Below are 25,249 nucleotides of genomic sequence, written 5' to 3'. Positions count from 1 at the left end.
TATGTTTCTTTGTTAGCAAGCTTGTTACTTTAACCGGGGATCGACGTGAACGCCATCCTAAATTATCTGGTCCACCTGGCACTCGCCGCAATATTGTTGGTCGTCTTCTTCAAGGCATATACCTGGATGACGCCCTATGATGAAGTAAAGCTGATCCGGCAGGGCAACCACGCCGCAGCCTTTTCGCTTGGCGGCGCCATGCTGGGTTTTTCGATGACCATCGCATCGAGCCTCCTGCACACCAACGACTGGCAGCAGTTCCTGGGCTGGGCCTTCGGCGCAATGGTGGTACAGGCGCTTGGCTACGGCGTGACCACGCGCTGCCTGAAAATGGCGCAAGACCAGATTGAAGCCGACAACAGCGCTTTCGGCGGCTTGCTCGGCACTATTTCGCTTTCCATCGGCGGCATCAACGCCGCCTGCATTTCCTGAACCTGAAAGAGGTCACATCATGGGTATCGGCAGCTTTATCAAGAAGCAGTTTATTGACGTATTGCAGTGGAACGAAGAGACGGAAGGCGTGCTGTCCTGGCGCTACCCTATGCAAGACTTCGAGATCCAGAATGGCGGCGTGCTGGTCGTGCGTGAATCGCAGATCGCGGTGTTCGTCAACGAAGGCCAGATCGCCGACGTATTCGGCCCCGGTACCCACAAGCTCACCACGCAGACGCTGCCCCTGCTGACCAACCTGAAAAACTGGGACAAGCTATTCGCCTCCCCGTTCAAATCGGACGTCTACTTCTTCAGCACCCGCGTGCAGACCGGCCGTAAATGGGGCACGCCGCAGCCGATCACAATCCGCGACAAGGATTTCGACATGATCCGCGTGCGCGCCTTCGGCATGTATTCCTACCGCGTGACCGACCCGCGCAAGTTCTTCACCGAATTGAGCGGCACCCGCGACACCTATACCCGCGACGACGTGGAAGACCAGCTGCGCGGCATCCTGCTGGCTTCCATGGCCAGCTCGCTTGGCGCCTCGCAAATCGCCTTCCTCGACATGGCCGCCAACCAGGCCCTGATGGCGCAGGAAGTCAAAGGCGGCCTGGCCGACGCGTTCGGCCGCTACGGTATCGCCCTGGATGAATTCAATGTGGCCAGCGTCAGCCTGCCGGAAGAACTGCAGGCCGCGCTGGACGAGCGTATCTCTGCCGGCATGAAGGGCGGCCTGGGCGCCGACAAGATGGCCGGCTACACCAAATTCCAGGTCGCGCAATCGATCCCTCTGGCTGCCGGCAACGAAGGCGGCCTGGCAGGCATTGGAGCAGGACTGGGTGCTGGCCTGACAGTCGGCCAGGTGATGGGCCAGGCCATGGGCCAAGCGCTGAATCCAGGCGCCGCCCAAGCTCCTTCAACCGCCGCACCGGCAGCTCCCGCTGCGCCGGCACAGGAATCGATCGAAGACCGTCTCGGCAAGCTGAAAGGCCTGCTGGACAAGGGTCTGATCTCGCCGGCCGATTACGATGCCACCAAGGCTGAACTGCTCAAAAAGCTGATCGGATAAGCCAGGCCGCATGCAAACCGTTTCCTGCCCTAGCTGCGGCGCAGAGGTAAACTTCCGCTCGCACGCCTCCGTCATGGCGGTGTGCGAGTACTGCAACACGCGCGTACTGAAAGAGGCCGGCGCGGTCAAAGACCTGGGCAAGATTTCCTCCGTGCTGGAGGACTACTCGCCGATCCAGGTCGGCACCAGCGGCGTGCTGGGCGGCCGCAATTTCAATGTGGTCGGCCGCATCCAGCTGAAGTACGACGCCGGAATGTGGAACGAGTGGTACATCGTCTTCGATGACGCCACCACCGGCTGGCTGGGCGATGCTTCCGGCCAGTACATGGTGACCACGCTGCGCGCGCCGGACGGCAACGCCCTGCCAGCATTCGAGGAGCTGCAGCCCGGCAAACCCTACCAATTGGTGGGCGAACGCTATATGTCGGCCGATGTGCGCACTTCGCGCTGCATCGGAGGCCAGGGCGAACTGCCGTTCAAGGTCGGCGACGGCTGGGAAGTCAAAGCGGCCGACTTCCGCCGTGGCGGGCAATTCCTGACCATCGACTATTCGGAAGAAGGCCCGCCGCTGCTGTACACCGGCGTCGCCGTCACGCTGGAAGCGATGCAATGCCAGCTTCTGCGCGATGTCGAAGAAATCAAGCGCACCACCGGCCGTTACCGCGGCAAGCTCGATGCGCTGGATTGCCCGAATTGCGGCACCCAGATCAAATACCTGCCCGGCATGACGGCCAGCCTGGTTTGCCAGTCCTGCCACACACAGATCGATGCCGCCAGTCCAAAGGCGGAAGTCATCGCCATCGGCGAAAAGCAGGAGCGCGAGCGCTTTACGCTGCCGCTGGGCGCCACCGGCAAATTGGGCAACCAGGACTTCACCATCATCGGTGTAATGCGCCGCGCCGACGATGAAGGCAGCAGCTGGACCGAATACCTTCTGTATGGCAGCCGCAATGGCTTTACCTGGCTGGTCGAAACCGAAGATGGCTGGTCGCGCGCCAACGTCATGGACCAGTGGCCGGAGGCGAAGTCGCTCGATAGCCAGACAGCCACGCTGGACAAGGCGGATTTCAACAAGCTGTATGACTACAACTCAGTGGTGACCTACGCTGCCGGCGCCTTCAACTGGCGCGTGCAGGCGGGCGACCATACCCACGTCTACGAATACCGCCGCCAACAAGTCACGCTGGCGGCCGAACTGACCACCACCGAACTTGGCTGGTCGCGCTCCACGCCGGTAGCCTGGGACCAGCTGAAGGCCTGGTTCGGCGATGCCGTCAAAGGCGAGCCACGATCAAGCGCTGTCACCGAAGACTCCGGCAAGGACCGCTACAAGCGCTCCGCCAAGAACTGGATGATGGGCATGGTGGCGCTGAATGCGATTCCGCTGCTATTCAATTTCGGCGGCACAATCGGCCCAACCATCGTTGCCTGCCTGGCGCTTTACGTGCCGGCCTGGCTGCTGGACGCAATGAACAACGATCAGAAAAAATGAATAAATTCTTCGGCTACGCCCTGATGGTGAGCTTGTTCAGCGTCGGCTCCAGCTGGGTTAAATTTATCAACGCCCCGTCCTCGGGAAGTGGTAGCGGCTACCACGGCAGCAGCTGGTCTTCCAACGCCGGCGGCTGGGGCAGTGGCGGTGGTGGCGGCGGAGGCCATAAGTGAGCATTCACCAACCAAGTGGCACCCATCTGCTGGCGGACATGGCCGGCATCGAACCGGACCTGCTGACGGACTGCGTAAAGATTGAGCAGCTGCTGCGTGCAGCGGCGGCCGAGGCGGGCGCCCAGGTGCTGCATAGCCACTTCCACAGCTTCGGAGCCGGGCTAGGCGTGACCGGCGTCGTGCTGCTGGCGGAATCCCATATCTCGATCCATACCTGGCCGGAAAACGGCTTTGCGGCAGCCGACATCTTCATGTGCGGCGCCGCCCAACCGCAGCTTGCTTTGGAAGTCATCGAAGATGCGCTGCAACCCGAATACTCCGAAGTTCGCACCGTCGATCGCGAACCACCGCATTGACTTGCCATCCCGCTAATGCGACACTGGCGTCCTTCCAACTCACCTGACAGGAGACAAACCATGCGTACCTTTGATCTTGCCCTCCTGTCGGCTGCCTGAGCTTCAACGCTGAGCAAAAGCGCCCAGCCGGGCGCCGACTTTTCCAGACCATCTTCGCTTGCCACGCCGTGCGTGGCTGGCCGTGTTCACCTATGGAAAAAGCTCATCATCATGATCGACTTCGATTACGAAGCATTACGCAATATCGGACTTAACAACACAATCATTTCGCAGCTGAGCGGCGTTATCGCCGGCCAGCTGTGCCGCATCACCGAATACCAGCGCGACCGCATCACCCTGCATGACGGAACCGCCGAATTCCACGCCCGCGCCCTGCCACGCCTATTGGCCGAGACGCCGTTATGCGTCGGTGACTGGGTTATTGCCGAGTCAAACGCTTTAAATGAGGTGTGGATAAGCCAGCGCTTATCCCCAGCGAATCAATTTGCACGCGCGGATGCGCCTCCAATCGCCAGCAATATCGATACCGCCTTGCTGGTCATGGGCCTGGACGCTGACTTCAACCTGCGCCGGATCGAACGCTACCTGGCGTTGGCCGCCGCAGCGGAAGTCACGCCCTTGATCATCCTCAGCAAGCCGGATATCTGCGCCGATACCGCTGGCCCGTTGGCGGCAATACACCAGCGTATCCCGCTGGGTACACAAGTCCTTCTCGTCAACGGCACATCCGCTGAGTCGGTAGCCCAGCTGGAGCCATGGCTGGGTGCTGGACAGACAATTTGCCTGCTTGGCTCCTCCGGCGCAGGCAAGTCAACCCTAACCAATGCGCTGACCGGTTCGGCGCAGGAGACTGGTGGTGTGCGGCGTAGCGATAGCCGAGGCCGTCATACGACCACTGCCCGTTCGCTGCACATCTGCCGCTCCGGCGCCTGCATCATTGACACGCCAGGTTTGCGTGCCTTGAGCCCCGAATCCCTTTCAACGGCGTTCGATGATATCGAATCATTGGCGGCAGGCTGCCAGTTTCGCGATTGCCGGCACGAGGGAGAACCTGGCTGTGCGGTCATCGGTCACGTGGACCCGGACCGCCTGCACAATTTCCACAAACTGCAACGTGAAGTGGCACGCAACCAGCAGACAGCGCTGGAACGCATCGCGGAACGGCAAAAGTGGAAAGTCCTGATGAGGGCAGCTTCAGCGCGCAGCAAGCAGAAACGAGGCTAAGTTTCCTGAACAGTGGCTTCGATGTTGTTGCCGTCAAGGTCAATAATGAAGGCGCTATAGAAACTTGCGTCGCTCACGCGCGGACCTGGCGGGCCGTTATCTTCCGCCCCCAGGTCTATCGCCGCGCGATAAAAAGCATTCACCGCATCCCGGTTCGGCGCGATAAAGGCCAAATGTATCGGGCTGCGGGAAGGCTCATGTCCGTTTTCCCAGAAACTGGGAATCTCAGAGCCCACCCAGAGGAAAGGATGACCGGTGGCAGCGGCATAGATGGCCCAGTCCAGGTCAGTCACCGCCCTGCGGATGCCCAGCGGCGCCAGGCAGCCATCAAACAGCGCCGCGCTGCGCACGAAATCGGAAACAACAATGCCCAGATGGTGGATCATGAGCGCCTCCCATCTCTACTTTTGGTTCAAGACTAGCACTGCCCACTCACGGACGGCGCACCACTCGGCAGGCCGGTCAGGTAAACTGTCGAGACAAATAACAAGAGGCCTTACACCATGCGCAAAGTCGCGCCACTCGCCCTGCTGCTCGTTCTCGCCGGTTGCGGCGATAGCTATACTCCTGGTCCGCTGTACCAGGCCACGTCAGCCGAATGCTCGACGCCGGTCGACGCCGATACCTTCGAACTGCCGCGCGGAATCACGGTAGCCGCCACCACCGTCCTGCCCCAGCCGGCAGACGGCGGAATGGAAATCGGCGTCAACTACATGCTGCCCCGCACCACGCAGGTGAAATTCGCCACGGCCCACTTCCAGGTCAGCGAACCGAAGGGCCCGCTGATCGAAAACGCGACCGTGCTGAGCGTCTACCAGCGTCCAACCAACGCGAAGCCCGAGATCGTGGAAATCGTCAACGGCGTACCGCTTGTGTTGTTCGCCGTCGGCACCAGCGACGACACGCAGTTCCGCTACCGCCTGATCATCAAAGGTAAGATGCCAAAACGCTTCGACCTTACCCCACCCGACGTGATCATCGGCGAGAAGCGCTACGTCTCCCGCACCTTCACCTACCGCTGGTTTGAGGACAAACAAGCCTTCGGCATGTGCCACTGATTAAGTGCATGGGATTGCAGCGCCGTGGATGGCGCGGGCGACGGGGCTGCACAGGAACAAGATTACTTCGGCCAGCGCCTCGGGGGCGACCCATTTGCTGCGGTCGGCGTTCGGCATCGCAGCGCGATTGTCTTGGGTGTCAATGGTGCCTGGCAGGACGCAGTTGACGTTGATGCCCTGGCCACGCAGTTCGGCGGACATGGACTCAGTCAGGCGGATCACGACATCTTTGCTTGCGCAGTAGGCGCCCATATTCGCCAAGCCCTGGCGTGCGGAGCCGGAGGCGATGTTCACCACTTTGCCGCCCTGCCCGTCCAGCATGCCTGGCACCACGGCGGCAACCGCATTGCGCAAGCTGCGTACGTTCAAGTCAAACAATTCATCCCATTGTGCATCGCTAGTTGCATGCACCGGCGTGCCCATTGCAAAGCCGCCGGCGATATTGCACAAGGCGTCGATGCGACCGAAACGATCGGCCGCTGCGCGCGCGGCTGCGGCGACCGAAGCTGCATCGCGCAGGTCGGCCACGGCCAGCATGCGTCGCTCGCTGGCAGGGCCGCAGGTGGCTTCCAGGCGCGCGATATCGCGGCCGATCAGGACGGTGTTGGCGCCAGCGGCATCGAAGGCCCGTGCGACTGCGCTGCCAAGGGCTCCCGCAGCGCCGGTAATAAAAACAGTGTTCATGGATTGGATGTTTTCGCCAGTTTGCCAACAGTCTCCCCAACCAGCGCGCGTACTTGCTTGCAGTCGAGCGCGGCCAGCGTTGCCAGGTCACGCGTCTTACCTGCTTCTTTTGCGACCAGGTAACCCAGATAATAGCCGCGCCGGACGGGCAGCGTGGTGGCTTTTCCTGAAGTCGTGAACAATTCCTGCGCCAGTTTCTCGTCAGTGTTATCAAGCACGGTTTGAAGTTGCACCCACGCCGCAGGCAAGGCCGCGCGTGTGTTGGCCGCCATCCCACGAGGGAAATCCAACAGCAGTTCGTTTTCGTTGGCGCCAGGGTTCATCACTTCGGAGACGTAGACCGCGAGGCCTTCGCCCCACAGCGGCTCCCAGATGCCATCGGTATCGCAAGCGAATTTCTGACGGTGCAGCAAGTGGAACAACTCGTGGTGGAACAAAGGAGCGGAATTGCCGTCAGGGTTGATTTCGGCCATCACATCGGCGCCGAATACGAGGTGAATCTTGCCATTGAGCTCGCGCGGTCCGCCATCCATCTCACCGAGCGAATGCACGAGCGTGATGGGCGTGGTGTTCTGGTAATTGGGAAATGCGCTTAGAAAAGTGCGCATGTGCTGGTCCAGCGCAGCGCCGAATTTTTCAGACTTGTCGAGGTACGCTTTGCGGATCTTCGGAAAACCTTCAATCGCCTGCTGCACCTTCTTGTCGAGTTGCTCAGGCTTACGGCGGCTGTAGAACTCTGGATATTCCGCCATCAACAAACCACGCATGGCTGTTACGCGTGCCGGCATTGGCAACTGCACAGTTGAGTCGTACACCGTGACGAAGCCGGGAGCAAAGTTACGAACGGGAGCCGTATCGGCTGCAACGGCTTGGCCGCAGGCCACGACTGCACCCGCGAGGAGGAGGCGTTTTATCATTGCAAAAAATGCAAATCGTAGCACAGCACCGCACAAAAAGAAAAAGGCAGCCGAAGCTGCCTTTCCAGTGCAACGAGAAGAAGGGATTAACCCTTGATCTTGCGCAGTTTTGCGATTGCTGCCAGCTGGCCGATAGCCGCTGCCAGTTCCGCTTGTGCTTTCGCGTAGTCGATGCCGGTCTGTTTGTTGGCCAGGCTTTCTTCCGCCAGTTTCTTGGCAGCTTCAGCTTTGGCTTCATCCAGGTCGTGACCACGGATCGCGGTGTCAGCCAGGACCGTCACAGCGTTTGGCTGCACTTCCAGCAGGCCGCCGGCGACGAAGACGAACTCTTCTTCAGCCTGGCCTGGGATCTGGATGCGCACCGCGCCTGGACGGATACGGGTGATCAGCGGGGTGTGCTTAGGGTAGATACCCAGCTCGCCCTGCTCGCCCGGCAACGCCACGAAAGTCGCTTCGCCCGAGAAGATTTGCTCTTCGGCCGAAACCACATCAACGTGAATAGTGTTTGCCATGTTTATCCTCTGTGCGCAGTCCCGCGGAACGGGACTGCTTCAACAACGAATTAGCCCAGTTTCTTGGCTTTTTCGATGGCTTCTTCGATGGTACCAACCATGTAGAAGGCCTGTTCTGGCAGGTGGTCCAGTTCGCCGGAAGCGATCATCTTGAAGCCCTTGATCGTGTCTTTCAGCGAAACGTACTTACCTGGGGAACCGGTAAACACTTCAGCAACGTGGAACGGCTGGGACAGGAAACGCTGCATCTTACGTGCGCGAGCAACGACCAGCTTGTCTTCTGGAGCCAGTTCGTCCATACCCAGAATCGCGATAATGTCGCGCAGTTCTTTGTAACGCTGCAGGGTGCCCTGTACGGCGCGTGCGGTAGCGTAGTGCTCTTCGCCCACGACCAGCGGGTCCAGCTGACGGGAGGTCGAATCCAACGGGTCAACTGCAGGGTAGATACCCAGAGCAGCGATGTCACGGGACAGAACGACGGTCGAATCCAAGTGACCGAAGGTGGTCGCTGGGGACGGGTCGGTCAAGTCATCCGCTGGAACGTAGACGGCCTGGATCGAGGTGATCGAACCGGTCTTGGTGGAGGTAATACGCTCCTGCAGACGGCCCATCTCTTCAGCCAGGGTAGGCTGGTAACCCACTGCGGAAGGCATACGGCCCAGCAGTGCGGAAACTTCGGTACCGGCCAGGGTGAAGCGGTAGATGTTGTCCACGAAGAACAGAACGTCACGGCCTTCGTCACGGAACGATTCAGCGATGGTCAGACCGGTCAGCGCCACGCGCAGACGGTTACCAGGCGGTTCATTCATCTGACCGTAAACCATGGCCACTTTGGAGTTGGCTGGGTTTTCCAGGTCAACCACTTTAGCGTCAGCCATTTCGTGGTAGAAGTCGTTACCTTCACGGGTACGCTCACCAACACCAGCAAACACGGACAGACCCGAGTGAGCTTTAGCGATGTTGTTGATCAGTTCCATCATGTTCACGGTCTTGCCCACACCTGCACCGCCGAACAGACCAACCTTACCACCCTTAGCGAATGGGCAGACCAGGTCAATAACCTTGATGCCGGTTTCCAGCAGGTCTTGGGATGGGGACAGTTCGTCGTAAGCAGGAGCCACGCGGTGGATCGAAGCAGTCTGCTCGTGGGAGACAGGACCGCATTCGTCGATCGGGTTGCCCAGCACGTCCATAATACGGCCCAGGGTAGCTTTACCTACTGGGACCATGATTGGTTTGCCGGTGTTCTGGATGGTCATGCCGCGACGCAGACCGTCGGAGGAGCCCAGAGCAATGGTACGGACAATGCCGTCACCCAACTGCTGTTGCACTTCCAGGGTCAGCTCGGAGCCTTCCATTTTCAGCGCGTCAAAAACCTTAGGCATCGCGTTGCGTGGGAACTCAACGTCCACCACTGCGCCGATACACTGAACGATTTTGCCATCAGCCATGTTCGTTCCTTCAAATATAGTTAAATTCGTTTAAACCGCTGCCGCACCGGCGACGATTTCAGACAGTTCTTTGGTAATTGCAGCCTGGCGGGTCTTGTTGTAGACCAGCTTCAGCTCACCGATCACGTTGCCGGCGTTGTCCGATGCGGACTTCATCGCCACCATACGCGCCGATTGCTCGGACGCCAGGTTTTCTGCAACGGCCTGGTACACCAGCGCTTCAATGTAGCGCTCGAGCAGTTCGTCGATCACGGAAGCAGCGTCCGGCTCGTAGATGTAATCCCAGTTGTGGGACTTGTCATCGGCCTTCATCTTGTCCGCGGTCAGCGGCAACAGCTGCTCGACCAACGGTTCTTGCTTCATCGTGTTGATGAACTTGGTGTAGCACAGGTAAACGGCGTCCAGTTTGCCTTCCTGGAATTTCTCCAGCATCACTTGCACTGGGCCGATCAGCTTTTCCAGGTGCGGCGTATCGCCGATCTGGGTAGCTTGTGCGACCACTGGTACACCGACGCGGTTCAGGAAGCCCAAACCTTTGTTACCAATTGCGACTGCTTCAATCTTGTTGCCTGCAGCTTCCAGCTCGCGGGTCTTGTTGGTCACCATACGCAGAACGTTGGTGTTCATACCACCGCACAGACCTTTGTCGGTCGTCACGATGATAAAGCCCACAGCCTTGGCTTCCGTACCGGCTTCAGCCAGGAACGGGTGCGTGTACTCGGGGTTGGCGTTAGCCAAGTTTGCAGCGATATTACGAATCTTGTCACTGTAGGGACGGGCGGCGCGCATACGATCCTGCGCCTTGCGCATTTTCGATGCAGCGACCATTTCCATCGCCTTGGTGATCTTCTTCGTATTCTCTACGCTCTTGATCTTGCCACGTATCTCTTTACCTGCTGCCATGATCCTTCTCCTTTGCGGGGTGGCCCGTTACCGGGCCACCAGGTATTAGTTTGCGAAGGATTTCTTGAACTCAGCAATGGCGGCCGACAGCGCAGCTTCGCCGTCTTTGTCCAGTTGCTTGGTTTCTTCGATCTTAGCCAGCAGAGCGGAGTGCTTGGTCTTCAGGAACGAGTGCAGTTCTGCTTCGAAAGCCAGCACGCGCTTGACTGGAACGCTGTCCAGGAAGCCTTTGTTCACTGCGAACAGCGAAGCGCCCATCAGGGAAATCGACAGCGGCGAGTACTGAGCCTGCTTCAGGAGTTCGGTCACGCGGGCACCGCGGTCCAGCTGCTTACGGGTCGATTCGTCCAGGTCGGAAGCGAACTGCGCGAACGCAGCCAGTTCACGGTACTGTGCCAAGTCGGTACGGATACCGCCGGACAGGTTCTTGATGACCTTGGTCTGAGCAGCGCCACCAACGCGGGACACCGAGATACCTGCGTTAATCGCAGGACGGATACCGGAGTTGAACAGCGAAGTTTCCAGGAAGATCTGGCCGTCGGTAATCGAAATCACGTTGGTTGGAACGAACGCGGAAACGTCGCCAGCCTGGGTTTCGATGATTGGCAGTGCGGTCAGGGAACCGGTCTTGCCTTTGACAGCGCCCTTGGTGAAGGCTTCGACGTAGTCGGCGTTCACGCGAGCTGCACGTTCCAGCAGACGGCTGTGCAGGTAGAACACGTCGCCTGGGTACGCTTCGCGGCCTGGTGGACGGCGCAGCAGCAGGGAGATCTGACGGTAAGCAACTGCTTGCTTGGACAGGTCATCGTACACGATCAGAGCGTCTTCGCCGCGGTCGCGGAAGTATTCGCCCATGGTGCAACCGGAGTAAGCCGAGATGTACTGCATTGCTGCGGATTCCGAAGCGGAAGCGGCGACAACAATGGTGTACTCCATCGCGCCGTGCTGTTCCAGGGAACGCACGATGTTCTTGATGGTCGATGCTTTCTGGCCGATAGCAACGTAGATACAGGTAACGCCTTGGCCTTTTTGGTTGATGATGGCATCAACTGCAACGGCGGACTTACCGGTCTGACGGTCGCCAATGATCAGCTCACGCTGGCCACGGCCGATTGGTACCATCGCGTCGATCGATTTCAGGCCGGTCTGCATAGGCTGGCCGACGGACTCACGGGCGATAACGCCTGGAGCGATCTTTTCGATTGGGGAGGTCAGGCTGGTGTTAACAGGACCTTTGCCGTCGATCGGCTGGCCCAGGGCGTTAACAACGCGGCCGCACAGTTCAGGACCGATTGGAACTTCCAGAATACGGCCGGTGCACTTAACGGTGTCGCCTTCGGAGATGTGCTCGTAGGCGCCCAGAATAACGGCACCAACGGAGTCACGCTCCAGGTTCATTGCCAGGCCAAAGGTGTTGCCTGGGAATTCCAGCATCTCACCTTGCATCACGTCCGACAGGCCGTGGATGCGGCAGATACCGTCTGCTACGGAAATTACGGTGCCTTGATTGCGCACTTCAGCGCCGCCGTCAATGCCTTGGATCCGGCTCTTGATCAGCTCGCTGATTTCGGATGGGTTGAGTTGCATACTAACTCCTAAATGTTTTCTCTCTAGCTGTCGCGAAAGGCGGCCTGATTAGGCGACCAGCGCGGAACGCAGCTGCTGCAGCTTGGCGTTGACCGAAGTGTCCAGCACTTCGTCGCCAACCACGACGCGAACGCCACCGATCAGCGAAGGATCGACGGTCACGGCGGGTTTCAGCTTGCGGCTGAATTTCTTTTCCAGCGTCTTGATCAGCTCGGCCACTTGGGCTTCGCTCATGTCGAATGCGCTCGTGATTTCGGCGTCTGCCGCGCCTTCGGCTGCGTTCTTCAGCAGCGCGAATTGGGCACCGATTTCCGGCAGCAATGCGATACGACCGTTTTCGATCAGCATCGAGAGGAAGTTGTTCGCTTCCGCGTTGAGCGGCGATTTCAGCAAGGCCTTGATGGCTGCGATGACATCGCTATCCAGAACTTTTGGATTGCGGGCATATGCCAGCACCTCTTCATGCGAACCGATCTGGGCCATCTCGGACACCAGATCGGACCACTGCGCGAGGTTGCCAGCCTGGGCTACGCGGAAGAGGGCTTCCGCGTAAGGACGGGCGACGGTTGCGAGCTCTGCCATAATCAGAGCTCGGTAGCCAGGCGAGACAGCAGGTCAGCGTGAGCCGACGCGTTGACTTCGCGCTTCAGGATTTGCTCGGCGCCCTTCACAGCCAGGTCAGCCACTTGACCACGCAGTGCTTCGCGGGCCTGGGTTACTTGCTGCTCAGCTTCAGCTTTAGCTTGTGCCACGATACGGGCAGCTTCGGCTTGTGCGTTTGCTTTGATTTCTTCTGCGACCAGTTGAGCACGCTTTTCAGCGTCCGAAACGAGCGACGAAGCGTCGTTACGGGCAGCGGTCATCGCTTCAGCAGCGGCTTTTTCAGCGCGCTGCATGGAAGCTTGACCTTGGTCGGCGGCAGCCAGACCATCTGCAATTCGCTTGGCACGCTCATCCAGCGCCGAATTCAGCGCTGGGAATACGAACTTCATCGAGAACCAAACGAGCACCGCGAAGGTGATCATTTGTCCGACGAGAGACATATTGATGTTCATACCTTGCTCCTAAAAGTTTTCTCCAGATTCAGGAGAAAGATTACTGAGCAACAGCGGAGGTCAGTGCGGTCAGGAATGGGTTGTTGAAGGTGAACAGCAGAGCAACACCAACGCCGATCATGGAGATCGCGTCCAGCAGACCAGCGATAACGAACAGTTTGGTTTGCAGTTGTGGCATCAGTTCTGGTTGACGTGCCGAAGCTTCCAGGAACTTGCCGCCCAGGATAGCGAAGCCGAGTGCGGTGCCGATGGCGCCCAGGCCAACGATGATTGCTACGGCCAGAACGGTCATGCTTTGTACTTGTGCGATCAGAGCTTGCATTAGATTTCTCCTAATTTAAAAAAAACGAAAATACCAAAAAACTAAAACCAAATACTACGAATAAGTTGCTGATTAGTGCTTTTCAACCGCGAGGGCCAGGTACACAACCGTCAACGCCATAAACACAAACGCTTGCAGGGTAACAATCAGAATGTGGAAGATTGCCCATGGACCGCCCAGCAGCCACTGTGCCCACCATGGCAGCAGTGCGATCAGGATGAAGATCAGCTCGCCGGCGTACATATTGCCGAAGAGTCGCAGCGACAGGGAAATTGGTTTGGCGAACAGTTCCAGCATCTGGAAGATGAAGTTGATCGGCGCCAGGATGATGGTGGCGACGGTGCCGTGTGCGTGGAACGGTGCGGTGAACAGTTCTTTGGTCCAGCCGCCAGCGCCTTTAGCTTTGATCGAGAAGCCGATGATGCAGATCAGCACGCCGATCGACATGCCGAAGGTGTGGTTCACGTCGGCGGTAGGCACAACGCGCAGCTTGTGCACGCCGAACCAGCTCAGCACTTTAGGCAGCAGGTCGACAGGCAGGAAGTCCATTGCGTTCATCAGCCAGACCCATACAAAGATGGTGATGGCCAGTGGAGCGATAACATTGGATTTGGCGTGGAATGCGGAATTGACGGTCTCGTTGACCATCTCCATGACCCATTCAACGAAGTTCTGCAGCTTGCCTGGCACGCCAGCGGTTGCGCGGCGGGAAGCCATGTAGAACATACCCAGGAACACGAAGCCCAGGATCAGGGAGATCCAGAAGGTGTCCAGGTTGATGGAACCAGGGGTAACAACTTCGCCAGCGCTGTTCAGGTGAGACAGGTGGTGCTGGATATACTCGGTGGCGTTAGCCGGGCCGGCGTGACCGCCCGTTGCGTGTTCAGTAGTCATAGGTCCGAATTTTTAATGATTAAATCTTGAGCAGCGACAGCCAGTAAGCCAGGGTTGCCACTACGAATCCTAGAATCAGCCATAACCAGGCGGCTGACTTAAACAGCACCAGTGCACAGATAAACAGCACTGCCGTTACAAACATTTTTAGCATCTCGGCGCGGAAGTGCGTCCGAAATGCTTTCTTTGCATCATCGGTTCCGCGCATGACCATCAGCGCGTAGACCAAGCTACCGATTACTGCCATTCCGCCGCCCACGGCAGCAGACCAGCCTTTCCCCACCCCGGCGAAAAGCGCCACGGTAGCGGAGAATAGGACGGCGATTGTTAATTGCAGGGCAACTACTCGGAAAACTGGCCAGGCGATACTTCTCGAAGAATCACTCACTTGCCGCACTTCCTTTAGACCCAAAGACACGGGATTATAGTTTGTTTACGTGATCGAGGTCAAACATGGTGCATCGCAAAACGCCCCCCTAACAACAACTTATTCTGCTGAAAAAGTGGGCATCTTACGATTACTTCGGGGGTAATCGAAACCTGAAAGGCAGTGTCTGACCCGCAGGGTCAGACACTGGTCTGCGGCGGCCGCATGTTGGGTGCCTGACCCTGCGGGTCAGGCACCGGGTTACCGGTTTTAGCCGCGCAGGCGCGCAATCACGCCATCGAGAATATCGAGGTCGGCGAAATCGATGATCATCTGCCCGCGGCCTTTGGCGCCCATCTTGAATACAACCGACGTCGCCAGCGAATCCGACAGCTCCTCTTCCAGCCGCTTGATGTCGCCCGATTTCTCTTTGGCGCGAGCCGTCGGCTTGGCCTTGGCTTCTTCCATATGGTTGTGGACAAGTTTCTCCGTCTCACGTACCGAAAGTCGTTTCGCTACAACAACATTCGCCAAGGCAATTTGTGATGCCGCGTCGACAGCCAGCAATGCGCGAGCGTGGCCCATATCGATATCCCCTGCCATCAGCATGGTCTGCACCGGCTCCGCCAGGTTCAGCAAACGCAGCAAGTTGGAAACCGCCGAGCGCGACCGGCCAACCGCCTGCGCCGCCTGCTCATGGGTAAAGGAAAAATCAGTAATCAGCCGATGAATACCCTGCGCCTCTTCCAACGGGTTCAGGTCTTCACGCTGGATGTTCTCGATCAGGGCCATCGCGGCCGCGGTCGTGTCATCCACATCCTTCACCAGGACAGGCACAGTCTCCAGCCCAGCCAGTTGCGCTGCACGGAAACGGCGTTCGCCCGCGATGATCTCGTATTTGACGTGGCCGGTCCCCTTGTCGATGCCCACGGGGCGAACCAGCAGCGGCTGGATAATGCCCTGGGTCTTGATCGATGAAGCCAGCTCCGCCAAACTGCCTTCATCCATCTGGGTACGCGGCTGGTATTTGCCAGCTTGCAGGAACTGCACCGCCATCTCCGATGGAGTCGGGTGCGAAGTTGGATTCGAAGGATCTTCGTCACCACCGAGCAGCGCGTCGAGGCCGCGGCCGAGGCCTTTCATTTTTTTAGTTGCCATCGTCAATTACATTTTCTTAATACGTTTAACCATCTCTGCGCCGAAAGCGATATACGCCTGCGCGCCCTTCGACGTCGGGTCGAAAGTCACACCCGGCATGCCATAGGACGGCGCTTCCGCCAGTCGCACGTTACGCGGGATGATGGTCTTGAATACTTTGTCGCCGAAGTGCTGCTCCAACTGTGCCGAGACTTGCTGCGACAGCGTCATACGTGGATCGAACATCACACGCAGCAGGCCGATGATCTTAAGGTCCGGGTTCAGGTTAGCGTGCACCTTCTTGATGGTGTTGACCAGGTCAGACAAACCTTCCAGCGCGTAGTACTCGCACTGCATAGGAATGATTACGCCATGCGCCGCGCACAGGCCGTTCAGCGTCAGCATCGACAGCGCAGGTGGGCAATCGATCAGCATGAAGTCATAGTCTTTGGCTACCACGGCCAGCGCATCGCGCAAGCGGCGCTCGCGGTTCTCCAGCTGCACCATCTCGACTTCGGCGCCGGCGAGCTCGCGGTTGGCAGGCAGCACATCAAAGCCGCCCGCTTCCGAACGCACGCGAGCAGTCGCCACATCGGCAGCGCCGAGCAAGACTTCATAAGTGGAAGCTTGTAGCGTCGCCTTGTTGATCCCCGCGCCCATTGTCGCGTTGCCCTGAGGATCGAGGTCAACAAGCAACACTCGTTGATTAAGTTTGGCCAGGCCGGCGGCCAGGTTTACAGTCGTGGTAGTCTTACCGACGCCGCCCTTTTGATTTGCTACACAGAAAATTTTGGCCATGTATGGTCGAAATGTTTTATATTGTTTAAACCGTTTATACTATTTAATTCGTATAAACGATTAATATTATTTATACCGTTTATACTTTACGTCCTGCCGATGAAGACCAGGTGACGCTGTGCGTCCAGTCCTGGTACTTGCAAAGGCTGTAGCTCATTCACTTTCCATGGGTCTGGCAGTCGCTCTCGCTCCTCTGCCGGCGCCGTGCCTTTCAGGGCTATGAATCGCCCTCCTTCTGCCAGCAGGTGCCCGGACCAGTTCACAAAATCGCTGAGGTCGGCAAAAGCTCGCGAGGTGATGACGTCGTAGGGCGTCTTGACCTGCAGTTCCTGCACCTTCTTCGTGTACACCGTAACGTTGCTCAGTTCCAGCTCTGCTTTCACTTGGTTCAGGAAGGCCGTCTTCTTATGAACGATGTCGATCATCGACACTTTCATGTCCGGCCGCGCGATTGCCAGAACCACGCCTGGCAATCCGCCCCCGGCCCCAACATCCAGCACATTCTGCGCACTATCGAAGGCCGGCACAGCTGCCAGCGAATCGAGAACGTGCAGGGTCATCATTTCCATCGGGTCGCGTACGGCCGTCAGGTTGTACACCTTGTTCCACTTGTTCAGCAGGGCGAGGTAGTCCAGCAGTTTTTCCTGCTGTGCTTCACTCAGGCCCAGGTCCAGCTGTTCGACACCATTCTTCAGTACGTGCGCCAGTGCGGCGCGATCAAACACTGCCATTAAGCCGCCTCGTCTTTCAGCGTAACGAAACCGCCGTAGCCGGCTTTCTTCAGGTGCACCAGCAGCAGTGAAATTGCAGCTGGGGTCACGCCCGAAATACGGGAAGCCTGGCCCAGGGTTTCCGGACGATGCTTCTGCAGTTTCTGGCGCACTTCCATCGACAACGCCGTGATCTCTGCGTAGTTGAAGCCTTCCGGCAGCTTCAGGTTTTCGTAATGCTCGTGACGCTCGACCTCGCGCAGCTGGCGATCGATGTAGCCCGAATACTTCAGGGTGATTTCGATCTGCTCCATCACTGCCTCGTCGGTGACGCCTGGACCTGCCAGCGGCTGGCCTTCGTTACCGGTCATGGTCATCAGCTTTTCGTAGCCAACGCCAGGACGACGCAGCAAATCGGCCAGCGAATATTCGCGCTCGATAGCTTGGCCAATCACACGTTCGGACTCAGCAGCCGCCAGGATGCGTGGGTTAACCCAGACCGATTTCAGGCGCTCGAGCTCCTGCGCCACGGCCTCGCGCTTGCGGTCGAATGCTTCCCACTGCGCATCACCAACCACGCCGAGCTTACGCCCGATTTCTGTCAGGCGCATGTCAGCGTTATCTTCACGCAGGCTCAGGCGGTATTCCGCGCGGCTGGTGAACATGCGGTATGGCTCTTGTACGCCCTGGGTGACCAGGTCGTCGACCAGCACGCCGAGGTAAGCTTCGGAACGGGCCGGAGTCCAGGCCTCTTCCCCCTTGGTTTGCAGCGCGGCGTTGATACCCGCCAGCATGCCTTGGGCAGCAGCTTCTTCGTAACCGGTGGTGCCGTTAATCTGGCCGGCGAAGAACAGGCCGTTGATGGCCTTGGTTTCCAGCGAGGCTTTCAAGCCGCGCGGGTCGAAGTAGTCATACTCGATGGCGTAACCCGGACGCAGGATGTGCGCGTTTTCCAGGCCCTTCATCGAACGCACCAACTCGATCTGCACATCGAATGGCAGGCTGGTCGAGATACCGTTCGGGTAGAACTCGTGGGTCGTCAGGCCTTCCGGTTCCAGGAAGATCTGATGCGATTCCTTAGCCGAGAAGCGATGAATCTTGTCTTCGATTGACGGGCAGTAACGCGGGCCGACACCCTCGATCACGCCGGTGTACATCGGGCTACGGTCCAGGCCGCCACGAATAATGTCGTGGGTTTTCTGGTTGGTATGGGTAATCCAGCACGGCAGCTGCTGCGGATGCATGGATGTATTGCCCATCACTGAGAACACTGGCACTGGGTCCAGGTCGCCCGGCTGTTCGGTCATTTGCGAGAAGTCGATGCTGCGGCCATCGATACGCGGCGGCGTGCCGGTCTTCAGTCGGCCTTGCGGCAGCTTCAACTCTTTCAGGCGAGCGGACAGCGAAATGGCAGGTGGATCGCCGGCGCGGCCAGCCGAGAAATTCTGCAGCCCGACGTGGATCTTGCCGTCCAGGAAGGTACCGGCGGTCAGTACGACAGCACGGCCCAGGAACTTCAAACCGATCTGGGTCACGGCGCCGACCACGCGGTCGCCCTCCATCATCAGGTCATCCACGGCCTGCTGGAACAGCCACAGGTTCGGCTGGTTTTCCAAGCGATGACGGATGGCAGCCTTGTACAAAATACGGTCGGCCTGGGCGCGAGTCGCGCGCACAGCTGGGCCTTTAGAGGAATTCAGGATACGGAACTGGATACCTGACTCATCGGTTGCGATGGCCATAGCACCACCCATTGCGTCGACCTCTTTCACGAGGTGGCCTTTGCCGATACCGCCAATGGATGGGTTGCACGACATCTGGCCCAGCGTCTCAATGTTGTGAGTCAACAGGAGAGTTTTCTGTCCCATACGGGCAGAAGCGAGGGCTGCCTCGGTACCGGCGTGACCGCCGCCGACAACGATGACGTCGAATTCAGTAGGAAATAACATGGTAAAAATGGGGAGAAGCTGGGGATCGAACTGAATTATAAAGTTTTTTCGACCCTGCGAATTTTTTGAGCAGGATTTTTTTGCGCGCAATGTTTCACGTGAAACAAAAAAGGGCGCCGTTTGGCACCCTTTCAACATTGTTCCACGTGAAACACTATCACTTTGGCCAAGCGTCATAGCCCGTTTTGATGATCAACAGCCCCACGACAATCAAGAACAGACGCCGAACAAACTCGCTGCCATGCTTCAGCGCCAGCTTGGTTCCAAGCACAGAACCGACCACCTGGCAGACAGCCATCATCAGGCCCAGTTGCCAAATGATATGGCCGGTGAATCCGAACAACAGGATAGCCGCCACATTACAGGCAACGTTCACAACCTTCGCTGCAGCCGAGGCGCCCAGGAAGTCAAAGCCGAAACTGCGCACAAAGAGGAAGACGAGGAAACTGCCAGTACCCGGGCCGAAGAAGCCGTCGTAGAAACCAATACCCGCCCCCACCAGGATTGCCAGCACCTTTTCCTTGGTTCCGGTATGGATAGGAGCGTGGATACTGCCCAAGTCCTTCCGGTAGAAAGTGTAGACGGCGACTGCAAGCAAAACAAAGGGGAGCAGTCCGCGCAGGAAGTCGGCCGGAACCCTGGTTACTGTGTATGCGCCCAGGAAGGCGAACATAAATGCCGCGATCGCCGCCGGCGCCACCGTCGTCCAAGCTATCGGAGTACGGCGCGCATAATTGACTGCCGCCGCGCTGGTACCGAATACGCTGGCCACCTTATTGGTTCCGAACAGTGTAGCCGGAGGCGTATTGCCCATCGCCGAGAACAGAGCAGGAATCTGGATCAGCCCGCCGCCACCAACCACGGCATCCACAAACCCAGCCGCAAAAGCAGCGCCCGCCAACAACCCATACTCAACCATTTACCTTGCCCCAGCTTTATTCGGAAACGTAATATTGTACGGGGGAACTGCGCAGGGCGCTGATGGCTGGTGTAAGCTTTCCCCATGAGTACACTGACCTCGTTCAGCTTCGCTACCGTTCCGACAATCCTGTCTGCGCCCGGCGCTGCTAAAGGATTAGGCCTGGAACTCCGCTCACGCTTTCCAGACATCCGCCGCGTTCTGCTCGTAACAGACCAGGGATTCCTGCGCACCGGCTTGGCCGAAGCACCCATTGCCAGCTTACGTCAGGCAATGTTTCACGTGGAACAATTTGCCGATGTGTTGCCTGATCCGCCTGAACACGTGATCGAAGATGCCCTTGCGCTCGCCCGCCAGAGCCAAGCCGAACTGGTGATCGGACTCGGCGGCGGCAGCTCAATGGACGTCGCCAAGATCGTCGCCGTACTCGCCGCCAGCCCACAAACGCTGGCCGAAATCTACGGCATCGGCAATGTGCGCGGCCCACGGCTACCGCTGATCCAGATCCCGACGACCGCCGGCACAGGCTCGGAAGTCACGAACATCTCCATCGTCACGACCGGCGCCACAAGCAAGATGGGCATCGTCGCACCCCAGTTGTACGCCGACCTGGCGATCCTAGACGCCGAACTCACGCTGGGACTACCCGCCGCCGTGACTGCTGCCACAGGGATCGACGCGATGGTCCACGCCATCGAAGCCTACACCAGCAAGCACAAAAAGAACCCCTTGTCGGACAACCTCGCCCGGCAAGCGCTAAGCCTGCTGTCCCGCCACCTGATCCGTGCCTGTGAAAACGGCCAAGACCTAGCCGCCCGCCAGGCCATGCTGCTCGGCGCCATGCTAGCCGGGCAAGCATTCGCCAATGCCCCGGTCGCCGCTGTACACGCCCTGGCTTATCCCATCGGCGGCATCTTCCACGTCCCGCACGGCCTATCGAACTCCCTCGTCCTGCCCCACGTACTGCGCTTCAACGCTTCAGCCTGCGCCGAACAATACGCAGAGCTCGCGACCATTATCGTGCCCCATGCCGAAGGCAGTGGAGAGGCGCGCGCCGAAGCCCTCGCTGTTGCAATGCAACAATTCGCCACGATTACCGGGCTCCCACGCACCCTGCGCCAAGTCGGCATCACAGCGAACGACCTAGACCTGCTCGCCGACGACGCCATGAAGCAAACCCGCCTCCTCGGCAACAACCCCCGCCCCGTCTCCCGCGAAGACGCCTATGCCATCTACCAGCTCGCACTCTAACTACCGCCGAGCCCGTGTCAACCCTGGGGTCAGGCTCTTTGGTTGACACGGGCTGAACCGTTTACGTGAGCAGCATCAAAGATGGTCTGTGTAACTCAGCTAATCTGATTACATGAGCCGCCCACCTCGCATCCAATTCAACAATGCGATTTATCACGTCACAGCGCGTGGAAATCGGCGCGCCAACATCTTCCTTGATACGCGCGATTTCCTGATCTGGCTCGACCTACTTGCGGAAGCTGTGGGCAAGCATTTGATCAAGGTGCATGGCTACTGTCTCATGCCCAACCATTTTCACTTGTTGATTGAGACACCCCTAGCCAATCTCTCACAGGTGATGCATATGCTGAACGCAAGGTACTGCCAGCATTTCAACAAACGCCATGGCACCTCAGGGCATGTGATCCAAGGTCGCTTTCACGCAGTCCTGATTGAATCTAACCAACAACTAATGGCTGTCTCACGATATGTGAGCCTGAATCCGGTGCGTGCCCAGCTGGTAGACGACCCAGCAGATTGGGCCTGGAGCAGTCATAAACATTTTCTTTCGCCGGAGCCAGCGCCCGATTGGCTAGAAACGAGTTGGCTCCTGGGCCAATTTGGCAATGATGATTTGGTGAGCCGGATCAGCAAATATAAAGAATTTGTACTCGCCGGTATTGGTATGCCTGATCCCCTTCGACTCCATGGACAGCTTCCGAATCCGAAACGAGAGCACGCGTTATCCCTGCAGGAGTATGCAGATCAATACCCCAACAGAACCGAGGCAATGGCGCGTGCCCTTCAATCAACAGCCTATACCCGCCAAGAGATAGGCGAATTCTTCGGAGTTTCGTCGAGAACAATCAGCCGCGCCATCATTGCATTTCCCAATGCGACGGCTCAGCTCGTGTCAACCAAAGAGCCTGACCCCAAGGTTGACACGGGCTCAGCGGTTGGTGCGTGCGATGATTTCGCCGACGATGCCTCGGCGGAATAGAAGCACGCAGGCGACGAAGATCAGGCCTGTGACCAGGCTCACTGCTTCGCCGAGGGTGGTGAACCATTCGATGCCTGTGGCGCTAGCCATCATCGTGCCGAAGTCGCCGAGCTTGTTTTCCAGGGAGATGATCAGGATCGCGCCGATGATCGGGCCGACCAGGGTGCCCATGCCGCCGACGAGCGTCATCAAGATTACGAGGCCGGACATGGCCCAGTGCACGTCGGTCAGGGTCTCGAAGCCAAGCACGATCGATTTCGTTGCGCCGGCCAGCGCGGCCAATGAACCCGAAAGCACAAAGGCCATAAGCTTGTACTTGTCCACGTCATAGCCAAGCGAGATTGCGCGCGGCTCGTTTGCCTTGATCGCTTTCAGCACTTGTCCAAACGGGGAATGCACGGTGCGCATGATCATCACAAAGCCGCCAACGAAGATCGCCAGCACCACGTAATACATCGTCAGGTCGCTGCCCAAATCCAGCATCCCAAGCAGCTTGCCGCGCGGGATACCTTGCAGGCCATCTTCGCCGCCGGTGAAATCGGTGAAGCGAAGGGCGCCGAAATACACCATCTGCGCCAGCGCCAACGTGATCATCGAAAAGTAGATCCCTTGCCGACGAATCGCCAGTCCGCCCATCACGAGGCCAATGACTGCGCCAGCCAGAACCGCCGCCAGCAGGCTTAGTTCAAATGGCAGCCCCCAGTTCTTCAGGGCGTTGCCGGCCACATAGCCTGCGGCGCCGAAGAATGCAGCATGGCCAAACGACAGCAAGCCAGTGAAGCCAATCAGCAGGTTGAACGCGCAGGCAAACAGTGCGAAGCACAGGAGCTTCATCAGCAGCACGGGATAGCCGACAAACGGCGCGCCTAGCGCCAACAAAAACGCGATGGAGTAGCCCAGCTTCTTGTTCATCTACTTTTCCTTCCCGAACAGGCCAGCAGGGCGCATCATTAGGATGATGACCATCACCAAAAACACAACGGTGTTGGCGAATTCGGGATAGAACACTTTAGTCAGTCCTTCGATCACGCCAAGCGCGAGACCGGTCACGATCGAGCCAAGAATCGACCCCATGCCCCCGATCACCACAACGGCGAACACGACGATAATCAGGTTCGCCCCCATCAAGGGGGTCACCTGCTGGATTGGAGCCGCCAGGACGCCTGCAAAGCCCGCCAAAGCGACACCGAAGCCGTAGGTGAGCGTCACCATCAGCGGCACGTTGACGCCGAAGGCTTCCACCAGCTTCGGATTCTCGGTGCCGGCACGCAGGTAGGCGCCCAATTTGGTCTTCTCGATCACGAACCAGGTGGCGAGGCAAACCACTAAAGAGGCCACAACTACCCAGGCGCGGTAATTCGGCATCACCATGAAGCCGAGGTCCGTTGCCCCCTGCAGGGCCTCCGGAGTTTCAAACGGCTGCCCGGAGACCCCGTAAAACGAACGGAAACCGCCTTCAATCAGCAGGGTGACTCCGAACGTCAGCAACAGCCCATAAAGGTGATCAAGCTTGTACAACCAGCGCAGCATGGTTTTCTCGATCACCACGCCCAGCACGCCCACAATTAACGGCGCCAGCACCAGCATGCTCCAATAGCTCAAACCGAAGTAAGTCATGCCGATCCACGCGAGGAAGGCGCCCATCATGTACAAGGCACCGTGCGCGAAATTGATCACATTCAGAAGGCCGAAAATCACAGCGAGGCCGAGCGACAGCATGGCGTAAAAAGAGCCGTTGACGAGCCCCAGCAAGAGCTGGGACATCAGCATCGGTAGCGGGCGGCCGAAGATCTCCATCTAGCTTACTTCCAAAGTGGGCACTTGGTTTCGGCCTTGGACATATAGGCTTGATCGCCCGGAATCGTGGCGGCGATCTTGTAGTAGTCCCATGGGTACTTGGAGTCCGACTGCTTCTTCACTTCCATCAAGTACATATCGTGGACCATGCGGCCGTCCGGGCGGATCACGCCGTGATTGGTGAACACGTCTTTGATTGTGGTGGACTTCAGCTTGGCCATCACCTTGTCCGAATCGTCGGTACCTACAGCCTTTACCGCCGCCAGGTATTGCGACGCTGCGGAGTAGTCGCCCGCCTGTAGCATCGACGGTTCCTTCTTCATTTTCGAGAAGTAGCGCTTGGACCATGCGCGCGTGGTGTCGTTCATGTCCCAGTACCAGCCATCGGTCAGGTACATCCCGGCGGTGGCGTTCAAGCCGAGGGAGTGAATATCGTTGATGAACACCAGCAGGCCGGCCATCTTCATCTTCTTGGCGACGCCGAATTCATTGGCTGCCTTCACGGAGTTGATAAAGTCGCCGCCAGCGTTAGCCAGGCCAAGCACCTGCGCACCAGACGACGAAGCCTGCATCAGGAAGGACGAAAAATCAGTGCCAGGGAAGGGGTGGCGCACGCTGCCAACCACCTTGCCGCCGGACTTGCTCACCACTTCGGTTGTGTCTTTTTCCAGCGAGTGGCCGAAGGCGTAATCAGCGGTGAGGAAGTACCAGTTCTTGCCGCCCTGCTTGACCATGGTGCTGCCGGTGCCGCGCGCCAGAGCAACCGTGTCGTAGGCGTAGTGCACGGTGTAGGGCGTGCATTCCTCATTGGTCAGGCGCGAAGAGCCGGCGCCGATCACCATGAAGACCTTCTTCTTGTCAGCTGCAACTTTGGCCATCGCCAGGTTGGCGCCGGAGTTGGTACCGCCGATCAGCATGTCCACACCCTGCTGGTCAAACCATTCGCGCGCTTTGGAGGCCGCAATATCAGCTTTGTTCTGGTGGTCGGCGAATACGAACTCGATCTTCTTGCCGTTGATCGCGCCGCCCGCATCGGCAATCGCCATCCTGATCGCTTCCGCGCCGCCTTGCCCGTCGATGTCGGAATAGACGCCGGACATGTCGGTGATGAAGCCGATCTTGATCGTGTCGCCAGAAATCTGGGCGTGGGCGCTACCGAATGCACACAGGGCTGCAGCGAGGGCGATTACTTTGCGTTTCATAGTGTCTC

General features: G+C 58.3%; 29 protein-coding genes. 9 read left to right on the top strand and 20 right to left on the bottom strand.

Annotation, left to right across the window (positions count from 1 at the left end):
* Nucleotides 1-45: 45 nt before the first annotated feature.
* From AC1RTP_RS08580 to rsgA, 6 genes are all read left to right on the top strand, one after another.
* Nucleotides 46-432, top strand: a complete 387-nt coding sequence (locus AC1RTP_RS08580) for a DUF350 domain-containing protein (RefSeq protein WP_498606423.1) — start codon at nucleotides 46-48, stop codon at nucleotides 430-432.
* A gap of 19 nt (nucleotides 433-451) precedes the next feature.
* Nucleotides 452-1,504, top strand: a complete 1,053-nt coding sequence (locus AC1RTP_RS08575; protein ID WP_498606421.1) for an SPFH domain-containing protein — start codon at nucleotides 452-454, stop codon at nucleotides 1,502-1,504.
* Between the two features lie 10 nt (nucleotides 1,505-1,514).
* On the top strand, nucleotides 1,515-2,996 hold the full coding sequence (locus AC1RTP_RS08570; RefSeq protein WP_498606419.1) for a DUF4178 domain-containing protein: 1,482 nt from the start codon (nucleotides 1,515-1,517) through the stop codon (nucleotides 2,994-2,996).
* A complete protein-coding gene (locus AC1RTP_RS08565) occupies nucleotides 2,993-3,169 on the top strand; it encodes a hypothetical protein (protein ID WP_498606417.1) in 177 nt (58 codons plus the stop codon). The genes AC1RTP_RS08570 and AC1RTP_RS08565 overlap by 4 nt, the downstream gene beginning before the upstream one ends.
* Nucleotides 3,166-3,525, top strand: coding sequence for an adenosylmethionine decarboxylase (speD, locus tag AC1RTP_RS08560; protein WP_498606415.1), 360 nt, complete (start codon nucleotides 3,166-3,168; stop codon nucleotides 3,523-3,525). The genes AC1RTP_RS08565 and speD overlap by 4 nt, the downstream gene beginning before the upstream one ends.
* A 210-nt stretch (nucleotides 3,526-3,735) precedes the next feature.
* Complete coding sequence (gene rsgA / locus AC1RTP_RS08555; RefSeq protein ID WP_498606413.1) at nucleotides 3,736-4,749, top strand: ribosome small subunit-dependent GTPase A; 1,014 nt, start codon at nucleotides 3,736-3,738, stop codon at nucleotides 4,747-4,749.
* Here rsgA and AC1RTP_RS08550 read toward each other — a convergent pair.
* Nucleotides 4,746-5,135, bottom strand: a complete 390-nt coding sequence (locus tag AC1RTP_RS08550; RefSeq protein WP_498606410.1) for a VOC family protein — start codon at nucleotides 5,133-5,135, stop codon at nucleotides 4,746-4,748. The genes rsgA and AC1RTP_RS08550 overlap by 4 nt on opposite strands.
* 117 nt (nucleotides 5,136-5,252) lie before the next feature.
* Between AC1RTP_RS08550 and AC1RTP_RS08545 the strand changes: the two genes are divergently transcribed.
* The gene (locus tag AC1RTP_RS08545; RefSeq protein ID WP_498606406.1) at nucleotides 5,253-5,807 is read left to right on the top strand and encodes a hypothetical protein; all 555 of its coding nucleotides are present in this window, start codon (nucleotides 5,253-5,255) and stop codon (nucleotides 5,805-5,807) included.
* Here the strand turns inward: AC1RTP_RS08545 and AC1RTP_RS08540 are convergent, their stop codons facing one another.
* The 16 genes from AC1RTP_RS08540 to AC1RTP_RS08465 all read right to left on the bottom strand — a co-directional run bounded on the left by AC1RTP_RS08540 (nucleotide 5,808) and on the right by AC1RTP_RS08465 (nucleotide 20,012).
* Nucleotides 5,808-6,491 carry an SDR family NAD(P)-dependent oxidoreductase gene (locus AC1RTP_RS08540; protein WP_498606404.1) on the bottom strand — a complete coding sequence of 228 codons (684 nt, stop codon included), beginning with the start codon at nucleotides 6,489-6,491 and terminating at the stop codon, nucleotides 5,808-5,810.
* A complete protein-coding gene (locus AC1RTP_RS08535) occupies nucleotides 6,488-7,432 on the bottom strand; it encodes a hypothetical protein (RefSeq protein WP_498606402.1) in 945 nt (314 codons plus the stop codon). Before AC1RTP_RS08535 ends, AC1RTP_RS08540 begins: the two co-directional genes overlap by 4 nt.
* Before the next feature lie 62 nt (nucleotides 7,433-7,494).
* Nucleotides 7,495-7,920, bottom strand: a complete 426-nt coding sequence (locus AC1RTP_RS08530; RefSeq protein ID WP_055939532.1) for a F0F1 ATP synthase subunit epsilon — start codon at nucleotides 7,918-7,920, stop codon at nucleotides 7,495-7,497.
* 50 nt (nucleotides 7,921-7,970) lie between these two features.
* Nucleotides 7,971-9,371: a F0F1 ATP synthase subunit beta gene (gene atpD, locus AC1RTP_RS08525; protein ID WP_057262248.1), complete on the bottom strand. Its 1,401-nt coding sequence runs from the start codon at nucleotides 9,369-9,371 to the stop codon at nucleotides 7,971-7,973.
* A 30-nt stretch (nucleotides 9,372-9,401) separates the two neighbouring features.
* Nucleotides 9,402-10,274 (bottom strand): F0F1 ATP synthase subunit gamma, encoded by an 873-nt coding sequence (gene atpG / locus AC1RTP_RS08520; RefSeq protein WP_498606396.1) that lies wholly within the window; start codon nucleotides 10,272-10,274, stop codon nucleotides 9,402-9,404.
* Nucleotides 10,275-10,319: 45 nt separating this feature from the next.
* Entirely contained in the window at nucleotides 10,320-11,861 is a 1,542-nt protein-coding gene (atpA, locus tag AC1RTP_RS08515) for a F0F1 ATP synthase subunit alpha (protein WP_498606393.1), read from the bottom strand.
* A gap of 48 nt (nucleotides 11,862-11,909) precedes the next feature.
* The gene (locus AC1RTP_RS08510; protein ID WP_426340631.1) at nucleotides 11,910-12,443 is read right to left on the bottom strand and encodes a F0F1 ATP synthase subunit delta; all 534 of its coding nucleotides are present in this window, start codon (nucleotides 12,441-12,443) and stop codon (nucleotides 11,910-11,912) included.
* 2 nt (nucleotides 12,444-12,445) lie between these two features.
* Complete coding sequence (locus AC1RTP_RS08505; protein WP_498606391.1) at nucleotides 12,446-12,916, bottom strand: F0F1 ATP synthase subunit B; 471 nt, start codon at nucleotides 12,914-12,916, stop codon at nucleotides 12,446-12,448.
* 40 nt (nucleotides 12,917-12,956) lie between these two features.
* The gene (gene atpE, locus AC1RTP_RS08500; protein ID WP_498606389.1) at nucleotides 12,957-13,238 is read right to left on the bottom strand and encodes a F0F1 ATP synthase subunit C; all 282 of its coding nucleotides are present in this window, start codon (nucleotides 13,236-13,238) and stop codon (nucleotides 12,957-12,959) included.
* A gap of 72 nt (nucleotides 13,239-13,310) precedes the next feature.
* Nucleotides 13,311-14,132: a F0F1 ATP synthase subunit A gene (gene atpB, locus AC1RTP_RS08495; protein WP_498606387.1), complete on the bottom strand. Its 822-nt coding sequence runs from the start codon at nucleotides 14,130-14,132 to the stop codon at nucleotides 13,311-13,313.
* A 19-nt stretch (nucleotides 14,133-14,151) separates the two neighbouring features.
* Nucleotides 14,152-14,520: an ATP synthase subunit I gene (locus AC1RTP_RS08490; protein WP_498606384.1), complete on the bottom strand. Its 369-nt coding sequence runs from the start codon at nucleotides 14,518-14,520 to the stop codon at nucleotides 14,152-14,154.
* 249 nt (nucleotides 14,521-14,769) lie between these two features.
* Complete coding sequence (locus AC1RTP_RS08485; RefSeq protein WP_498606383.1) at nucleotides 14,770-15,657, bottom strand: ParB/RepB/Spo0J family partition protein; 888 nt, start codon at nucleotides 15,655-15,657, stop codon at nucleotides 14,770-14,772.
* Nucleotides 15,658-15,663: 6 nt separating this feature from the next.
* A complete protein-coding gene (locus AC1RTP_RS08480; RefSeq protein WP_498606381.1) occupies nucleotides 15,664-16,434 on the bottom strand; it encodes a ParA family protein in 771 nt (256 codons plus the stop codon).
* 86 nt (nucleotides 16,435-16,520) lie between these two features.
* Nucleotides 16,521-17,165, bottom strand: coding sequence for a 16S rRNA (guanine(527)-N(7))-methyltransferase RsmG (gene rsmG, locus AC1RTP_RS08475; RefSeq protein ID WP_498606379.1), 645 nt, complete (start codon nucleotides 17,163-17,165; stop codon nucleotides 16,521-16,523).
* Nucleotides 17,165-19,093 carry a tRNA uridine-5-carboxymethylaminomethyl(34) synthesis enzyme MnmG gene (gene mnmG, locus AC1RTP_RS08470; RefSeq protein ID WP_498606378.1) on the bottom strand — a complete coding sequence of 643 codons (1,929 nt, stop codon included), beginning with the start codon at nucleotides 19,091-19,093 and terminating at the stop codon, nucleotides 17,165-17,167. The genes rsmG and mnmG overlap by 1 nt, the downstream gene beginning before the upstream one ends.
* 157 nt (nucleotides 19,094-19,250) lie before the next feature.
* Complete coding sequence (locus AC1RTP_RS08465; RefSeq protein WP_498606376.1) at nucleotides 19,251-20,012, bottom strand: TSUP family transporter; 762 nt, start codon at nucleotides 20,010-20,012, stop codon at nucleotides 19,251-19,253.
* 93 nt (nucleotides 20,013-20,105) lie between these two features.
* Here AC1RTP_RS08465 and AC1RTP_RS08460 point away from each other — a divergent pair, with 93 nt between their 5' ends.
* Together AC1RTP_RS08460 and AC1RTP_RS08455 are read left to right on the top strand one after the other, a co-directional pair.
* The gene (locus tag AC1RTP_RS08460; protein ID WP_498607143.1) at nucleotides 20,106-21,263 is read left to right on the top strand and encodes an iron-containing alcohol dehydrogenase; all 1,158 of its coding nucleotides are present in this window, start codon (nucleotides 20,106-20,108) and stop codon (nucleotides 21,261-21,263) included.
* 112 nt (nucleotides 21,264-21,375) lie between these two features.
* Nucleotides 21,376-22,242, top strand: a complete 867-nt coding sequence (locus tag AC1RTP_RS08455; protein ID WP_498606374.1) for an REP-associated tyrosine transposase — start codon at nucleotides 21,376-21,378, stop codon at nucleotides 22,240-22,242.
* Here the strand turns inward: AC1RTP_RS08455 and AC1RTP_RS08450 are convergent.
* Genes AC1RTP_RS08450 through AC1RTP_RS08440 form a run of 3 tightly spaced genes read right to left on the bottom strand, consistent with a single transcriptional unit; the run spans nucleotide 22,192 to nucleotide 25,241 of the window.
* Nucleotides 22,192-23,154, bottom strand: coding sequence for a branched-chain amino acid ABC transporter permease (locus AC1RTP_RS08450; RefSeq protein ID WP_498606372.1), 963 nt, complete (start codon nucleotides 23,152-23,154; stop codon nucleotides 22,192-22,194). The genes AC1RTP_RS08455 and AC1RTP_RS08450 overlap by 51 nt on opposite strands.
* On the bottom strand, nucleotides 23,155-24,039 hold the full coding sequence (locus tag AC1RTP_RS08445; RefSeq protein WP_498606370.1) for a branched-chain amino acid ABC transporter permease: 885 nt from the start codon (nucleotides 24,037-24,039) through the stop codon (nucleotides 23,155-23,157).
* A 5-nt stretch (nucleotides 24,040-24,044) separates the two neighbouring features.
* Complete coding sequence (locus AC1RTP_RS08440; RefSeq protein WP_498606368.1) at nucleotides 24,045-25,241, bottom strand: ABC transporter substrate-binding protein; 1,197 nt, start codon at nucleotides 25,239-25,241, stop codon at nucleotides 24,045-24,047.
* Between the last annotated feature and the right edge of the window lie 8 nt (nucleotides 25,242-25,249).

The sequence above is a fragment of the Pseudoduganella sp. GW821-FHT11H04 genome (assembly GCF_058807935.1).
This window is presented reverse-complemented; position numbering and strand designations above follow the sequence as displayed.

Excerpts from the sequence above, each read along its gene's own strand:
- AC1RTP_RS08575 (WP_498606421.1), top strand. The coding sequence starts at position 452 with ATGGGTATCGGCAGCTTTATCAAGAAGCAGTTTATTGACGTATTGCAG.
- AC1RTP_RS08570 (WP_498606419.1), top strand. The coding sequence starts at position 1,515 with ATGCAAACCGTTTCCTGCCCTAGCTGCGGCGCAGAGGTAAACTTCCGC.
- AC1RTP_RS08565 (WP_498606417.1), top strand. The coding sequence starts at position 2,993 with ATGAATAAATTCTTCGGCTACGCCCTGATGGTGAGCTTGTTCAGCGTC.
- rsgA (WP_498606413.1), top strand. The coding sequence starts at position 3,736 with ATGATCGACTTCGATTACGAAGCATTACGCAATATCGGACTTAACAAC.
- AC1RTP_RS08550 (WP_498606410.1), bottom strand. The coding sequence starts at position 5,135 with ATGATCCACCATCTGGGCATTGTTGTTTCCGATTTCGTGCGCAGCGCG.
- AC1RTP_RS08545 (WP_498606406.1), top strand. The coding sequence starts at position 5,253 with ATGCGCAAAGTCGCGCCACTCGCCCTGCTGCTCGTTCTCGCCGGTTGC.
- AC1RTP_RS08540 (WP_498606404.1), bottom strand. The coding sequence starts at position 6,491 with ATGAACACTGTTTTTATTACCGGCGCTGCGGGAGCCCTTGGCAGCGCA.
- AC1RTP_RS08530 (WP_055939532.1), bottom strand. The coding sequence starts at position 7,920 with ATGGCAAACACTATTCACGTTGATGTGGTTTCGGCCGAAGAGCAAATC.
- atpD (WP_057262248.1), bottom strand. The coding sequence starts at position 9,371 with ATGGCTGATGGCAAAATCGTTCAGTGTATCGGCGCAGTGGTGGACGTT.
- atpG (WP_498606396.1), bottom strand. The coding sequence starts at position 10,274 with ATGGCAGCAGGTAAAGAGATACGTGGCAAGATCAAGAGCGTAGAGAAT.
- atpA (WP_498606393.1), bottom strand. The coding sequence starts at position 11,861 with ATGCAACTCAACCCATCCGAAATCAGCGAGCTGATCAAGAGCCGGATC.
- AC1RTP_RS08510 (WP_426340631.1), bottom strand. The coding sequence starts at position 12,443 with ATGGCAGAGCTCGCAACCGTCGCCCGTCCTTACGCGGAAGCCCTCTTC.
- AC1RTP_RS08505 (WP_498606391.1), bottom strand. The coding sequence starts at position 12,916 with ATGAACATCAATATGTCTCTCGTCGGACAAATGATCACCTTCGCGGTG.
- atpE (WP_498606389.1), bottom strand. The coding sequence starts at position 13,238 with ATGCAAGCTCTGATCGCACAAGTACAAAGCATGACCGTTCTGGCCGTA.
- atpB (WP_498606387.1), bottom strand. The coding sequence starts at position 14,132 with ATGACTACTGAACACGCAACGGGCGGTCACGCCGGCCCGGCTAACGCC.
- AC1RTP_RS08485 (WP_498606383.1), bottom strand. The coding sequence starts at position 15,657 with ATGGCAACTAAAAAAATGAAAGGCCTCGGCCGCGGCCTCGACGCGCTG.
- AC1RTP_RS08480 (WP_498606381.1), bottom strand. The coding sequence starts at position 16,434 with ATGGCCAAAATTTTCTGTGTAGCAAATCAAAAGGGCGGCGTCGGTAAG.
- rsmG (WP_498606379.1), bottom strand. The coding sequence starts at position 17,165 with ATGGCAGTGTTTGATCGCGCCGCACTGGCGCACGTACTGAAGAATGGT.
- mnmG (WP_498606378.1), bottom strand. The coding sequence starts at position 19,093 with ATGTTATTTCCTACTGAATTCGACGTCATCGTTGTCGGCGGCGGTCAC.
- AC1RTP_RS08465 (WP_498606376.1), bottom strand. The coding sequence starts at position 20,012 with ATGGTTGAGTATGGGTTGTTGGCGGGCGCTGCTTTTGCGGCTGGGTTT.
- AC1RTP_RS08455 (WP_498606374.1), top strand. The coding sequence starts at position 21,376 with ATGAGCCGCCCACCTCGCATCCAATTCAACAATGCGATTTATCACGTC.
- AC1RTP_RS08450 (WP_498606372.1), bottom strand. The coding sequence starts at position 23,154 with ATGAACAAGAAGCTGGGCTACTCCATCGCGTTTTTGTTGGCGCTAGGC.
- AC1RTP_RS08445 (WP_498606370.1), bottom strand. The coding sequence starts at position 24,039 with ATGGAGATCTTCGGCCGCCCGCTACCGATGCTGATGTCCCAGCTCTTG.
- AC1RTP_RS08440 (WP_498606368.1), bottom strand. The coding sequence starts at position 25,241 with ATGAAACGCAAAGTAATCGCCCTCGCTGCAGCCCTGTGTGCATTCGGT.